Here is a 15332-nt window from a genome sequence, read left to right as displayed (position 1 = left end):
CTTCATATTTTTATACTTCCTAACTATTAATACAGGTTTTTAGCCAAACCTGTTGCGATTTTTTGTCTACGAAAAATTAAAATTGATTGTATTTCTAATTTAAACAACCAACCAAGTGAGCAACACAACCAAAACAAAGAACAGAAAAGACATCATCCAATTTATAAACCTGCAATTGGCCGCATTGGGACAGCCAATATTTAGGGACAATCCTGATAGCTCAGAAAAATTCGGCGACCCAAGGTTTGAAGAATTAACCAAAGGGCTAATTCAAGGTTTTCGCGAAAAGTCAAGGCTTTTGGCACAACATCATTCCCCTGTAGATTCGCGAATTCAAAATTTCATTAATGATTATCTCAAAGATGTCGACTATAAAAAATCGTATATTTTACCGAACGATACACTAATTCTATCAAAAAAAGGACAGGCTAGAGAAGCCAGCTTACCTCCAGACGGCAATTCTTTTGAGAGCAGTTTGGTAAATTCGAAAAGGCTTAAACAGGGCATATTAAACAACCCGCTGCATGATAAAAGAACCACAAAAGGTACTTTTCATATTGTAGAAGGTGATTTGCCCGTGCCTTTAGATAAGAAAGAAGTCCCTAAAATTGTTTTCGCCCATTTTTTGAATGCTGCCTTCAATCCACCAAAAGATTTAAAAGTTCTGCCATTCACTTCCAATCAAGAAAAACAAGCCAAGGTTATGGTCTCCATGTTGTTGAGGCCTACCGTTTGCCCTGAGGTTAAAGGTATTATTGCACAAAAATCTATGGAAGTTCGTTTTTTTGCTCCAGGAAACCTAGTGAGTAATTTAGACTTTGTTGAAAATATTTTTGGCAATGCAGGCAATCCAAATTTAGCAAAGAATGACGCTGCCTTAGACACTGAACATTGGACAGGACATACAGGCTGTATTGTGTTGGCGCCTCAGCTCATCACTTTAAAAAAGAAGGATGTTGGTTTACCGCATTACGATAATGCTACCGAACGCCAAAGAAATGACGGCATGTGCTGGAAGGACGCAAACGAGCTCTACAATGATGGTGGTGCATTTAAAATTACCTGCAGAGACGATAGAGGTGTTGTCGTTACTTTGATTGCAGACAACTACTACGGCTATTCCAAAAAAGAAATCAAAACCCAAATTAGTTATTCTGCCAACTTATTTGGTCTGGTAGAAGAAGAACACGCCGGAGGTGCAATTGCCTTTGCCAGACGTGTTATGGGCGACACTGTAAACGGCAATGATTACTCTAACGTTTACGGTCTTGATCATAATTTTGAAGACGTTAAAGCCCTATTGGTCGACAGAATTGAAGTTAAACCGGAGAACTACGCGGTAGATATAAATTACCCTAACATTGTTTATATACCAGAATCTGCTTATATAAACACCAACACCAATAGCATCGCCTGGGAACACAAGGGAAAAGAACAAAAGTTAAAATTGTCGCCTTTTAAAACTTATGTGCATCCTACGGGAAACAAACTTAGACTGGAAAAACATAAATCCATCAATTTATGGCGAATTATTGAAACATTCCCAGAGGGAATGTTTTGCCATAAGCCTTGTACAGTTTCGGGAGGCGGAAAGTCTGAGATTTCAAAATCGATGCAGAACGCCATAACATACAGCACATTCAACCTTCATAATATTGAAGAGGATTTTAAAAAGGCTGATGAAATTATTGAGTTCGATTATTCCACACGATGGAAAGTAAAAGACCCTAATAGACCTAAATCTAGATCATTCCTCAGTGAAAAAAGAACATTGGGATCTGTTGTAAAACTATTAACACCTTCGGAGGAAAACTCAGATGAATTTAACGCTTTTTTAAAGGGAATTCCTGTACACGTCCGCTCGCTTGTTCTCTTTGTTAAACGACTATTCAGGCAAGCACATGGCGCCAACCTTAATTGGAAGGACATGATGTCCGTTGAAATTATTAATGGCGTTCAGGGCACCTCATTAATGTACAATAACACCCCTGTGGTTGGTAGTTACGTAAGGATTGGTTTCAACCAACATGGTAACTGGATGCTTAATAAATTACGCTCTGATTTTTCAGCAAGTGAAAAAGTTCAAACTGAAGATGATATAACCGCTTCCATTACATTACCAAAATATAGGTTTAAAAATTTAAACCCTGAATACACTAACAAAAGTGTAAAAATATTGACCAATTGCGAAGCACATCTATTCCAAAGGCCAGATGAAGCCATAGTACGCGGTTATGATAAAAATGCTGAGCTGGATATTATTTCAGATGGCAGATTCTTGACAAATTATGAAATGTTGACCAAAGAAGACGCCATAGCCATTTATGAGGACACAATAAATTTTGACAAGTACACTCAGCCAGTTAAGGATTTTATACTTGAAATTATTAATAGCGAAAATGATGAAGCACAGTTTGTACTGCCTTCTCACCCCAGGATTGTAGATGGCGAACCTACTAAAAACCCACGTTACTTGGAACCAAACAGATTCTTTAAAGAAACTGAAGCTTCGTATGTTGCAGATATTGGCGTGCGTTTACATAGAAAAATTAAGCCTGAAGACCCTGTAATTCATGCGGTGAATGCTGTTTTACCGGGTAGGCGAAACAACCCCGCAGACAGAAAAGCGGGCATTCGTCCTTTAGCGGTTTATAACCCAATTCACTATCAGGAAACACCAGAGCTGTTTATGGACTTTATCTGTAGTTTAACGGGCAAATCGCCATCGACCACCGGTGCGGGTTCAGAGGGTGCCTTAACAAAAGGGCCGTTCAACATGTTAACCCCAACAACAGACTTAAACAACGCCCTCCTATCGCATATTTTAACGGAATCTAATGCCTTTAGCACCGCTGCTGGATATGTTGGTGGCGAAAACAAAGTAGATCACGACATCAGTATATTAATTCCAGAAATTTGGGCCAGATTAACCCCAGAAGATAGAGATCCAAAACAATTGATTAAAAATGGCGCATTGGAAAAACTGGAAGATTTTGAATACAACGGAAAGACCATTTTGGCGAGTCGTTTGGGATATCGTATCACTAAAATTTTCTCTTTAAGATGTTTAAATCGTCTATTTGATGAACCAACAGCTGTGTTCAACGAAAAAATGCTAAAGCCTGAACTGCAAGGCTTGGAAGACTATGTAGACGGTATTAATAACATTGTTGATGCTCAACAGAAAGTAGCACTCAGATATTTTGAAGATGGAAGTGTTGACGCGGCCATTCCGCCTTTGAAAATTTTATTGCACATCATGGCATATGGCCAATATGAAGGCAAAAACATCAATGACCCTGAATTAAGAAAATATTTTGACAGAGATTATGTGGTAAATACCGATTGGTACAAGAAAAGACTTGAACTAAAACAGCAGAAAAACATTAGGTTCTATGATTCCCAAATTGCATATTTAGAAAATTTCATAAAGGATCCAAACAATAAAGAAGTGTCCGAAGAAATGAATCTAAAAAAGCGCTTGGAAACGGTAAAAAACTTGTACAACGATGTAAAATCTGATGATTATTTAGAACGTCTTGTTGGCACTATTGGAGCTGACCCTTTATGTCGAAAATAAATAGGCTAGCCATTTAAGTAAAGCCTGTTGAAGACTTTAGTTGTATTGCTAAACTTCAACAGGCTTTAATATTTTATAACAATTTCAATTTTAGATATGCTTAAAATAAATTTGTATTTTTAGAAAAAAAGCTAAAAATGAAAAAGAGACTTTGCTTGGCAATATATGTCATGTTGTGCATGGGTTGCACATCAAGTCAGGAATTAGAGAACATAAACGATTTGATGGAAAATCCTAATCCTGAAAACAATCCAGGCACCAAAGAAGAAACCGAAACCCCAACAACTTACAACCTTCTAGCTTTGGGTGATAGTTACACCATTGGGCAAAGTGTATGTGAAACCTGTAGGTTTCCTGAGCAATTAAAAGATAGCTTGATTTCGAACTTTAATCCTAATGACACGTTCAACTTAAAAATCATCGCTACCACTGGATGGACAACTACAAACTTGCTACAGGCATTGAGCACCGAAAATTTAGAGGCCAACTATGATTTGGTTACGCTTCTTATTGGTGTAAATAATCAGTATCAACAAAAACCATTTTCAATTTACGAAACTGAATTTCCCAATCTTGTAAACAAGGCTATTCTGTATGCCAAAAATGATATAGCGAATGTTATTGTAATTTCAATTCCAGATTACGCCTTCACTCCTTTCGGAAATGGAAACGAAAAAATATCGGAAGAGATTGATAACTACAATGCTTTTGCCAAAACCTATTGTGATAACAATAATATTTCCTATATCAACATTACAGATATCACAAGAATGGGATTGACAAACCCCAATTTGGTGGCTTCAGATGGATTACATCCATCCGAACTAGCATATTCTAAATTTGTTGAACGTATCTTGCCCATTGCTATAAAAAAGCTTAAAGATTAAGATTGAAATAATATTGGGACAAATTCTTGAATCGGTTTTTTGCTTACATTTACTTTATGCTTTCGTCGAAAAAAAGATTGGATTGGGCTTACAAAAATGCTAAAGTCATTGATTTTGATGATGACAGTAAGTTTATTTTATTTAGCGATTGCCATCGTGGTGACAACAGTTTTGCTGACGACTTTGCAAACAACCGAAACATCTATTTTCACGCCTTAAAACATTATTACGCTGAAGGTTTTCAGTATTGCGAACTTGGAGATGGCGACGAACTTTGGGAAAATCTATCTTTTGAATCCATTTTAAACGCCCATAAAAACGTGTATATGCTCATGAAACAATTTCATGAGGAAAAACGGCTACACATGATATGGGGCAACCACGATATGGTTTATCGCGACCCCAACTACGTAAAAAAGAATCTATCAACCTATTTCGACCCAAAGACCGGTCAAGACGAAGAACTTTTTGGAGAGATTACCTATCATGAAAGCATTCTTTTAAAGCATTGTATGACTGGGCAAGAGGTGTTTTTAACCCACGGCCATCAAGCGGATTGGTGGAATTTCCTGTTTTGGAAATGGAGCCGTTTTCTGGTTAGAATTCTTTGGAAGCCCTTAAACGTTATGGGGATTGCTGACCCCACAAGCCCGGCTAAAAACTATAAAGAACTTATAAAAGTAGAACGCCGAACAAAAAAATGGATTATCGAAAATAACAATCTAGTCACGGTTGTTGGGCACACACATCGCCCACGTTTTCCTGAACCCGGAGATATTGCCTTTTTCAATGACGGCAGTTGCGTTCATCCCCGAAGTATTACAGGTATAGAAATAAAAAACGCCAAAATTTCACTCATCAAATGGCAGATAGAAACCAATGATGATGGCATACTTCAAATTGTACGCGTTGTTCTTGAAGGCCCCAGAAAACTCTCAAATTATTCTTCACAATAAAATAAGAATTTTATCAAATAACTTATTCTGTTTCTAATGACTAAATTGTATTTAAAGATGTAATTTAAATCACTATATTTACTATAATCACCAACCAACCAAACCAATACAATGAAAACCAAAATTTTTTCACTCATTCTGATGAGCATTATCATGTACTCTTGTAATTCTAAACAAGACAAAAAAATCGAAGAAACAGAAAACGAAACAGTCGCACAAGAACCTATCAATCTTGTTGAAAGAGGTGAATATCTTGTGGATTTAGGTGGATGTCACCATTGTCATTCACCTAAAATAATGACCGAACGAGGTCCTCTACCCAACCCTAAATTGTTACTTTCGGGACACCCTGCAGACGAAGTATTACCTCCTTACGACAAGGAAACAGCAAAAAGTTACGCCTTATTTTCAATGGGCTTTACATCCTTTACCGGCCCTTGGGGCACTTCTTTCGCCGCTAACCTAACACCTGATGACTCTGGTATAGGCACTTGGAGTGAGGCGCAATTTTTCAAATCTATGCGCCTAGGGAAACATAAGGGTTTAGAAGGTAGTAGACAAATATTGCCTCCGATGCCGTGGGAAGACTTTGGGAAAATGACTGATGAAGATTTAAAGTCGGTGTTTGCATACCTAAAAAGCCTTCCAGCTGTTGAAAACATTGTACCGCCACCAATTCCTCCTGCTATCTAATAGAGTTCTAGAAAAAACAAAGACCTAAAAACTTTAATACTTTTTTAGGTCTTTCTTGTTTACAAGTTCTAAAATCTAAGTTTTAACTTTCTGGTGCCAACGCCACTTCAAGACCTTCCATATCTGGCGTCATTTGAATTTGGCATCCCAAACGGCTATTCTTCTGTACATCAAAAGCTTCAGCTAGCATGGCATCTTCATCATCAGTCATTTCCGGTAATTCATGATTGCTCAAAACATAACATTGGCAAGAAGCACACATGGCCATCCCTCCACATACCCCTATGGTTCCTTCTGGGGCAAGTTCATAAGACCTTACAACTTCCATAAGGTTCATGGCCATATCTGTGGGCGCCAAAACCTCATGTTTCACACCGTCCCTATCTGTAATGTTAACTTTAATATCCATCCTACCGCTATTGTTTATACGCTTTTGTTATACGTTATCTCTAATATTTTGAAAAAATAAGGGCAAAAATAAAACTAAATTTATAATTTTCAAATCATTTTCCTATAATTCTTATAGGATTAATAGGTTTTATGTTTATTTCGTTACAAAACAACCCTTTACACTGTGTTTTCACTAAAATGAATTTAGGCATATTTTTTTAAAACAATAATAATTCCTGACATAAATCATAAAATTCACAGCACGAATGCACTAATTTCACCAAGTGAATTTGATATAACTATTTAATGGTTATGAATGCTCAAGCTAACAATAACGACACTTTTGTTCATTCCGGTATTATTTCTAAAATTTCTGGAGACTCTGTTATTGTTGCTTTAGAACAAAACATACATTGCGAATCCTGCAAAGCAAGGGCTGCATGTGGTATTTCTGAATCTTCCACTAAAGAGGTCACTGTTTATAATGCCACAGACCCTTTTATTGTTAACGAACATGTACAGGTTATCTTAAAAAAAACACTAGGCTTTAAGGCTGTGTTTTGGGCCTATGTTTTTCCTTTTTTACTCATACTTTTTACGTTAATCATTGCTTCTGCCTTTTTCGCCGAATGGATAGCCGGAGTATTATCCATCTTAGTGCTATTACCATACTACTTAACCCTTCATTTTCTTAAAAACAACATGAAAAGTGTTTTTAAAATTTCAATATTAAAACAAAGTTGAACATGACAGATTTAATATTAAATAGTGTTTTGTTATTAGCTTCCTTGGGGGTTATAGCAGCCATTGTTCTGTACGTAGTTTCCAAGAAGTTTTACGTATATGAAGACCCTTTAATTGCCAAGGTTGACGAGGTATTGCCTGCGGCAAATTGTGGTGGTTGTGGGTCGCCTGGCTGTAAAGCCTTTGCAGAAAAACTTGTAACTACAGAAGATATTTCAGATTTATTCTGCCCTGTTGGCGGAAACGATGTTATGAAAATAGTTTCTGAAATTTTAGGCAAGGAAGTAGCAGAACAAGACCCAACCGTGGCCGTTATGTTGTGCCAAGGCGGATGCGATGTACGCCCCAAAACTACAGAATACCAAGGTCCGAAATCTTGCGCTATTTCTGCTATGGTTTACAGTGGTGAAACAGATTGCCAATATGGTTGTTTAGGCGATGGCGATTGTGTTTCAGTGTGCGATTTTGATGCTATGTATATGGATGAAGCCACTGGCTTGCCAGTCATTATTACAGATAAATGTACTTCTTGTGGTGCCTGTGTAAAAGCTTGCCCTAGAGATATTCTAGAAATGCGGCCCCGCAACAAGCGTGACCTCAAAATATTTGTTGGCTGCTTAAATGAAGATAAGGCAGGCATAGCCAAAAAAGCTTGCGAAGTAGCATGTATTGGATGCTCTAAATGTGATGATATTTGTCCGAAAGACGCCATCACCATGGAAAACAATTTGGCCTATATAGATGCTGCGTTGTGCACACTTTGCAGAAAGTGCGTGGAAGTTTGCCCAACACACTCTATTATAGAAACCAATTTCCCTCCAAAAAAAGTAAAAGCACCAAAAGAAGAAAAAGTAGCTGTTACCGAAACAGATGTAAAACCAGAAAACTCAAAAACAGATGCTTAAAACATTTCCAAAAGGAGGAATTCATCCGCCTGAAAATAAGATAACATCTTCAAAAGGCATCAAAAAAATGCCCGTGCCAAAGGTGGTTTATGTACCCATTGCTCAACATATTGGCATTCCTTCAGAAATAATAGTGGAACAAAAAGATAAAGTTGAAATTGGTCAAGTTATTGCCAAATCTGGTGGTTTTGTGTCATCAAATATCCATTCTCCAGTAGCGGGAACCGTTACAAAATTGGATATGATTGTTGATACCAGTGGTTATAAAAAACAATGTATCGTTATCAGAACTGACCCAAAAAACGAGTCGAATTTTGAGGACATTGAATATCCTTTAAAAACTGAAATTGAGGCAGACGCAAAAGATATTCTTCAAAAGATAAATGATTTTGGCATTGTTGGTTTGGGAGGCGCAACTTTTCCGTCGCATGTTAAATTACAGGTGAAGGAAGGAACCAAATTAGACCACCTAATTATAAACGGCGTAGAATGTGAGCCTTACTTAACTGCGGACCATAGGTTAATGCTTGAAAAAGCCGAAGAAATAGTGGTTGGTATAAAAATATTGCTCAAAGCCTTAAACATTAATAAGGCCATTATTGGTATTGAAAACAACAAAAGAGATGCCATTGAGCTCTTTAAAAACCTTACCCAATATGATGAAACGATTAAGGTTGCAGCGTTGCAAGTAAAATACCCACAAGGTGGTGAAAAGCAATTAATTCGAGCCATTCTAAACCGAGAAGTTCCCAAAAATGGATTGCCCCTTGATGTGGGTGTCATCGTACACAATGTCGGAACTATTTTTGCCATCTATCAAGCTATTCAACATAACAAACCGCTAATTGAACGCGTTGTTACGGTTACTGGAAAAAAACTTGAAAATGCATCAAATTATTGGGTAAAAATTGGAACCCCTATTAAAGATTTAGTAGATGAAGTTGGCGGTTTACCCGAAGGCACACGAAAAATAGTTAACGGTGGTCCCATGATGGGAAAAGCCATTAAGAATTTAGATGTGCCTGTTACCAAAGGAACTTCGGGTATTTTGGTGATTTCTGAAGATGAAGCCAGCCGAGGCGAACCCAAAAACTGCATTCGTTGCAGCGAGTGTGTTAATGTTTGTCCTATGGGACTGGAACCGCATTTGCTCATGAACCTTTCAGAAAAAGGCATGTATGAAAAGGCATCCTATGAAGATATCATGACTTGTATTGAATGTGGCTCTTGCAGTTATGTTTGTCCGTCGTATCGTCCACTACTCGACTACATTAGATTCGGAAAAAACATTGTTAAAAAACTAAACACTTCCAAAAACTAGTTATGAGCGCCCAACCTATTATAGTATCTGCCTCGCCGCATGTTCATTCCGATAGAACCTCAAAAAAACTAATGTACGAAGTCATCATTGCATTAGTGCCTGCCTTTTTGGTTTCTTTATACGTGTTTGGAATAAGTGCGTTAATTGTAACTGCTGTTGCAATTTCATCTTGTATTTTATTCGAGTATCTCATTCAAAAATATCTTTTTAAAGCTGAAGTCACCGTAGGAGATGGTTCTGCTTTGCTAACTGGTGTTCTGTTGGCATTCAACTTACCCTCAAGCCTTCCCATTTGGATGGTTATTGTTGGGGGGTTGGTAGCTATTGGCATTGGCAAATTATCTTTTGGCGGATTGGGTTTTAACATTTTCAATCCGGCATTGGTGGGCCGTGTGTTTTTACTGGTTTCATTTCCCATACAAATGACCATGTGGCCAACGCCCGTTGAAAACAACACATCTTTAGTTGACGCCGTAACTGGAGCAACCTCTTTAGGTGCTATTAAAGAAGGACTTATGGCAGGCGATACCATGACAGAAATTAGCGCAAGAATTCCTTCAGCAATGGATATGCTGTTTGGTATTACGAGTGGTTCTTTAGGAGAAATGTCGGCATTGGCTTTGTTACTTGGTGGTATTTATTTAATAGCTAGAAAAGTTATTTCTTGGCATATTCCAGTAATTCTATTGGCAACTATGGCTGTTTTTACAGGCATCTTTTGGACCATTAACCCGGAACAATACGCTAACCCGCTTATCCATATTTTATCTGGGGGCGCCATTTTAGGGACCTTTTATATGGCAACCGATTTGGTTACGAGCCCAATGACCAAAAAAGGCATGGCCATTTTTGCTATAGGCATAGGCATAATAACGGTTTTAATTAGGCTCTTTGGAGCTTATCCAGAAGGCATTTCGTTTGCCATTTTAATCATGAACGCTTTTGTTCCATTAATTAATAAATATTTTAAACCACGAAGATTTGGTTCTAAAATAAAAGCTAAAATCGTGTAATTATGAGCAAGAAAGAATCAACATTCTTAAATATGACCGTGTCTCTTTTATTGATTACACTAATATCTGGTTTTGCACTTGGGTTTGTAAACGATTTAACCATTGAACCCAAAGCCAAAGCCAAACTAGAAAAAAAGATAAACGCCATAAAACAGGTGTTACCCGAGTTTAACAGCAACCCTGTTGAAGACCTAATAAAAGTGAAACTGGAAACCGCAACAGATAGCATTGAAGTTTATCCCGCCTTTAACAATGGGGAATTTGTCGGGGCTGCAGTAACTGGTTTTTCCGAAAAAGGGTTTAGCGGACTTGTTAAAATTATGGTTGGCTTTAATCCCGACGGCTCCATTAAAAATATTGCAGTTTTAGAGCAGAAAGAAACCCCAGGCTTGGGCACCAAAATGAAAGACGAGAGTTTTTTACGGCAATTTAGAGACAAAAATCCCAAAGCTTATAGCCTAAAAGTTAAAAAAGACGGAGGTGACGTTGATGCTCTAACAGGCGCAACCATAAGCTCAAGAGCCTTTACTGAGGCTACAGAAATGGCTTATGAGGTGTTTATAAAAAATCTAGATTCAATCAATAAATCCGAATAGCAGCCATGGCAAACGATATAAATCAAAAACAGAATTTCCTAAAAGGCATCATCAAAGAGAATCCTATTTTCGTGATGCTCTTGGGTATGTGTCCTACTTTGGGTGTAACCTCATCGGCGTTTAATGGTTTGGGCATGGGCGTTGCCACGTTGTTTGTGCTTTTAATGTCGAACATTGTGGTGTCCTTGGTAAAAAAACAAATTCCGAGTAAGGTCCGTATCCCTGCGTTCATCATCATTATTGCATCTTTTGTTACCATAGTTGAAATGATTTTGGAAGCCTTTATTCCATTTCTTTATGAACAACTTGGGATATTCATTCCGTTAATTGTGGTTAACTGTTTAATATTGGGTAGAGCTGAAGCTTTTGCATCAAAAAACAATTTAATTTCTTCGATTTTGGATGCTTTGGGTATGGGGCTTGGTTTTGTTTTGGCGCTTACGTTTTTAGGTGCGGTTCGCGAAATATTTGGTAACGGAAGTTTGTTTGGCTTATCGTTTGTTCCAGAAAACGCAAACACTTTTATACTTTTCATTTTACCACCAGGTGCATTTATTGCATTGGCTTACTTAACTGTTGTTTTTAACAGACTAACATCTAAAACTGCTTAAACATGGACTACTTAATCATACTCATAGCAGCCGTTTTTGTAAACAATATTGTTTTATCGCAATTCTTGGGAGTCTGTCCTTTTTTAGGTGTTTCCAATAAGGTTTCAACTTCCATAGGTATGTCTGGAGCTGTTTTATTTGTTATGACGATTGCCACAACGGTTACGTATTTATTACACGAATACGTTTTAATCCCCAGCGGATTGAATTACCTAAGAACCATAACATTTATTTTAGTGATTGCCGCATTAGTTCAAATGGTTGAAATCATTTTAAAGAAAGTAAGTCCTGCGCTATATCAGGCATTAGGTGTTTTTCTGCCTTTAATTACCACAAACTGTGCGGTTTTGGGTGTTGCTATTTTAGCATTAGGATTAGAAGATAGTAGTTTGTTAAAAGCTGTTTTCTTTGCCATTTCTAACTCTTTAGGCTTTGGATTGGCTTTGATTGTTTTTGCAAGTATTAGAGAACAATTGGAGCTTGCCAATATTCCTGAAGGCATGAAAGGTGTGCCTATTAATTTATTGGTGGCCGGCCTTTTATCTTTAGCATTTTTAGGATTTACCGCTTTGGTATAAATCCAATTTATAACACTTAAATAAAAAATGCCTTTTTCGAATTGTTGAAAAAGGCATTTTAAATTTGAGTTAGTCACTTCCAAATTAATTTACTTGATATATTTCTCCTGAAAAAAACAGGTCTTCAGTTTGTGCAAATTTTGAACGCGATTTTACCTCTTTTGTTAGTGCATCTTCTCGTTCTTCTAAGGTTACATCATCAAAACTTCTAATAATGCCAGTTACCAATGGGTATTTCAATCGCACCAACATTTGGTGCATGGTTGGGTCTTCATCTTTGGCATTATGCACCAAAATATCGTCTTCTGTTACCCCATTTTCGCCAATGGTCACCGTTTCCAGTTTCAACCCATTTAATACTAAGCCCTTATTTCTGTCTTTTCCAAAAATCATTGGTTTTCCATCTTCAACAAATAACTGCTTATCTTCCCTCACGTTTTTATCGGTAAATTGTGTATAGCATCCATCATTAAAGATCACACAATTTTGCAATATTTCAACCAAGGAAGTCCCATTAAATTTTTCAGATTCAATAAAAATCTGTGTCATTTCTTTTGGTGTATTTCCACCTATTCTAGCAAAAAAACGGGCTTGGGCACCAATTGCCAATTCACCAGGTTGGAACGGAGGTTGCGTATTGCCATATGGTGAGGACTTTGTTTTCTGCCCAACAACTGAGGTTGGTGAAAATTGTCCTTTGGTCAATCCATATATTTCATTATTGAACAATATGATGTTTAAATCAATATTTCGTCGCAAAACATGAATGAAATGGTTACCGCCAATGGCCATAGAATCGCCATCGCCAGTGATAACCCAAACGCTCAAATTTGGATTTGCTAGTTTAACGCCGGTTGCAATGGCCGGAGCCCTACCATGAATGCCATGCATACCATAAGTATCCATGTAATATGGAAAACGTGATGAGCACCCAATACCTGAAATAAAAACAACATCTTCCTTTTTTACGCCCATTTCTGGAAGCGCTTTTTGCACAGAGCGTAAAACAACATAATCATCGCAACCAGGACACCATCTTACTTCTTGGTCGCTGGCAAAATCCTTGAACGTATAGTTTCTTTCTGCAGTTGTTTCCATAGTTACTTTAATAATTTTTTGAATTCATCAATCAACTCGCTATTTCCAAAAGGCAATCCTTGTATTTTGTTGTATTGCAACAATCCGCAGATGTTAAAATTCATTTTCAAAATATTTACAAATTGCCCGTTGTTTAATTCGCAAACCACAATCTTCCTGAAACTTTTAAGCACCTTTTCGGTGTTTTTAGGCAATGGGTTTATGTAGCTGAAATGTGCAAAGCCAATATTTTTATAGCCTTCCATATTTAACTGTTTTACTGCAGAATGCAAACTACCGTAAGTTCCACCCCAACCCACCACAAGCAAGTCTCCTGTCTCGGCAAATTCAGGTACTAAATCAGGAATGTAGTTTTGTACACGTTTAATTTTAGCTGCCCTAATTTTGGTCATGGCCTCATGGTTTTCAGGAACATGGGACACGTTACCTGTAATTTGGTCTTTTTCCAAACCACCGATTCTATGCTCCAAACCAAACGTTCCGGGAACGGCCCAATTACGCGCCAAGGTTTCCATGTTTCTGTCATAAGGATGCCAATTTTCCCTAACTTCTGTAACCTTGTTATTTTTAATTTCGGGCATTTCTACAACGCGTTTTATTCTCCAAGGTTCAGAACCATTGGCAATATATCCGTCTGTTAACAGAATAACGGGCGTCATATGCTCAAGAGCGAGCTTTGCAGCTTGATAAGCATAATTAAAACAACCTGAAGGTGTATCGGCGGCCAACACTATTACGGGGCTATCACCATTTCTACCATACATGGCCTGCATCAAATCAGACTGCTCAGTTTTGGTTGGCAAACCCGTTGATGGGCCACCACGTTGTACATTTACAACAACTAGAGGCAACTCCAACATCATGGCCAAACCCAAAGCTTCGCTTTTTAAGGCCAAACCAGGACCTGAAGTAGTTGTAATGGCCAAATCTCCAGCAAACGCAGCACCGATTGCAGAAGTTACACCCGCAATTTCGTCTTCAGCCTGAAAGGCTTTAACACCAAAATGTTTGTGCTTAACTAGTTCGTGCAAAATATCCGTTGCTGGAGTGATTGGATATGAACCCAAAAACAGCTCCAATCCAGATTTTTCAGCAGCTGCAAGAAAGCCCCAAGCCGTAGCGGTATTTCCAGCAATAATTCGGTAAACACCAGAATCCATTTTGGCAGGTGAAATAGCATATGCGTTAGGAATCAACTCTAACGTTTCGGCATAATAAAATCCTGCATTAAGAACTTTGGTGTTGGCATCAATTAAATTAGGTTTGGAGGCAAATTTCTTCTCAAAAAAATCAATAGTGTGTTCTGGTGAACGATCATACATCCAATACACAATACCCAGTGCAAACATATTTTTGCTTCGGGCAATACTTTTATTATCTAAATCTTCAACATCTTTTAAAGCCTCCTTAGTTAATGAAGACATGGGCACTTCTATAATTCTGTAATTTGCCAAGCTTCCATCTCTAAGCGGATTGGCAACATATTGGGCTTTTTCTAAATTCTTTTTAGTAAAAGAATCTATATCCACTATAATGGTATGTCCAGGCTTTACCGAATACAAATTGGTTTTTAAACCAGCTGGGTTCATGGCTACCAATAAATCTACATCATCTCCAGGTGTGCTGATTTCAACACTACCTATATGTACCTGAAATCCTGAAACTCCGTATAAACTTCCTTGAGGCGCACGTATTTCCGAAGGGTAATTTGGAAATGTAGCAACGTCATTCCCAAACATGGCCGATGTATCTGAAAACTGCGTGCCCGTTAGCTGCATACCGTCACCAGAATCACCAACAAATCTTATCACAACGGCATCCAGAACTTCGTGCTGTATCTTCTTGGTCTGCCTCGTTTTATTAGCTATCATAACAAATCAATTTAAAAATTAAATACTCTGCACTGTAATCAAATTTAATTTTCATTTTTTGAATTAAAGGTGACAAAAGTCATATTAAT

At 37.7% G+C, this 15332-nt stretch carries 14 protein-coding genes; 11 read left to right on the top strand and 3 right to left on the bottom strand.

Features of this window, described 5'->3' with window-relative positions; all coding sequences use genetic code 11:
• The first annotated feature begins 115 nt into the window (after positions 1-115).
• From ACB104_RS08000 to ACB104_RS07985, 4 genes are all read left to right on the top strand, one after another.
• Positions 116-3580, top strand: a complete 3465-nt coding sequence (locus tag ACB104_RS08000) for a PPi-type phosphoenolpyruvate carboxykinase family protein (RefSeq protein ID WP_370477763.1) — start codon at positions 116-118, stop codon at positions 3578-3580.
• Between the two features lie 137 nt (positions 3581-3717).
• Positions 3718-4467, top strand: coding sequence for an SGNH/GDSL hydrolase family protein (locus ACB104_RS07995; protein ID WP_370477762.1), 750 nt, complete (start codon positions 3718-3720; stop codon positions 4465-4467).
• Between the two features lie 56 nt (positions 4468-4523).
• Positions 4524-5423 carry a metallophosphoesterase family protein gene (locus ACB104_RS07990; RefSeq protein WP_370477761.1) on the top strand — a complete coding sequence of 300 codons (900 nt, stop codon included), beginning with the start codon at positions 4524-4526 and terminating at the stop codon, positions 5421-5423.
• Between the two features lie 141 nt (positions 5424-5564).
• Complete coding sequence (locus ACB104_RS07985) at positions 5565-6116, top strand: diheme cytochrome c-553 (protein WP_370477760.1); 552 nt, start codon at positions 5565-5567, stop codon at positions 6114-6116.
• An 82-nt stretch (positions 6117-6198) separates the two neighbouring features.
• On the opposite strand, the gene ACB104_RS07980 is transcribed toward ACB104_RS07985, so the two are convergent.
• On the bottom strand, positions 6199-6525 hold the full coding sequence (locus ACB104_RS07980; RefSeq protein ID WP_370477759.1) for a 2Fe-2S iron-sulfur cluster-binding protein: 327 nt from the start codon (positions 6523-6525) through the stop codon (positions 6199-6201).
• Positions 6526-6818: 293 nt separating this feature from the next.
• Between ACB104_RS07980 and ACB104_RS07975 the strand changes: the two genes are divergently transcribed.
• Genes ACB104_RS07975 through ACB104_RS07945 form a run of 7 tightly spaced genes read left to right on the top strand, consistent with a single transcriptional unit; the run spans position 6819 to position 12274 of the window.
• A complete protein-coding gene (locus ACB104_RS07975; protein ID WP_370477758.1) occupies positions 6819-7250 on the top strand; it encodes a SoxR reducing system RseC family protein in 432 nt (143 codons plus the stop codon).
• Positions 7251-7252: 2 nt separating this feature from the next.
• Complete coding sequence (locus ACB104_RS07970) at positions 7253-8155, top strand: Fe-S cluster domain-containing protein (RefSeq protein WP_370477757.1); 903 nt, start codon at positions 7253-7255, stop codon at positions 8153-8155.
• Positions 8148-9476, top strand: a complete 1329-nt coding sequence (gene rsxC, locus ACB104_RS07965; RefSeq protein ID WP_370477756.1) for an electron transport complex subunit RsxC — start codon at positions 8148-8150, stop codon at positions 9474-9476. Before ACB104_RS07970 ends, rsxC begins: the two co-directional genes overlap by 8 nt.
• Positions 9477-9478: 2 nt before the next feature.
• A complete protein-coding gene (locus ACB104_RS07960; protein WP_370477755.1) occupies positions 9479-10489 on the top strand; it encodes an RnfABCDGE type electron transport complex subunit D in 1011 nt (336 codons plus the stop codon).
• Between the two features lie 2 nt (positions 10490-10491).
• Positions 10492-11085, top strand: a complete 594-nt coding sequence (locus ACB104_RS07955; protein ID WP_370477754.1) for an RnfABCDGE type electron transport complex subunit G — start codon at positions 10492-10494, stop codon at positions 11083-11085.
• A gap of 5 nt (positions 11086-11090) precedes the next feature.
• Complete coding sequence (locus tag ACB104_RS07950) at positions 11091-11696, top strand: RnfABCDGE type electron transport complex subunit E (RefSeq protein ID WP_370477753.1); 606 nt, start codon at positions 11091-11093, stop codon at positions 11694-11696.
• Between the two features lie 2 nt (positions 11697-11698).
• Positions 11699-12274, top strand: coding sequence for an electron transport complex protein RnfA (locus tag ACB104_RS07945; RefSeq protein WP_370477752.1), 576 nt, complete (start codon positions 11699-11701; stop codon positions 12272-12274).
• A gap of 84 nt (positions 12275-12358) precedes the next feature.
• Here ACB104_RS07945 and ACB104_RS07940 read toward each other — a convergent pair whose 3' ends face one another.
• Together ACB104_RS07940 and ACB104_RS07935 are read right to left on the bottom strand one after the other, a co-directional pair.
• On the bottom strand, positions 12359-13372 hold the full coding sequence (locus tag ACB104_RS07940; RefSeq protein WP_370477751.1) for a 2-oxoacid:ferredoxin oxidoreductase subunit beta: 1014 nt from the start codon (positions 13370-13372) through the stop codon (positions 12359-12361).
• A gap of 2 nt (positions 13373-13374) precedes the next feature.
• On the bottom strand, positions 13375-15243 hold the full coding sequence (locus tag ACB104_RS07935; RefSeq protein ID WP_370477750.1) for a 2-oxoacid:acceptor oxidoreductase subunit alpha: 1869 nt from the start codon (positions 15241-15243) through the stop codon (positions 13375-13377).
• Positions 15244-15332: the final 89 nt, after the last annotated feature.

The organism is Tamlana flava (assembly GCF_041287255.1).
Taxonomy (GTDB): domain Bacteria; phylum Bacteroidota; class Bacteroidia; order Flavobacteriales; family Flavobacteriaceae; genus Tamlana; species Tamlana flava.
The sequence above is the reverse complement of the archived record's forward strand: the minus strand, read 5'-3'. Positions and strand labels throughout refer to the sequence as shown.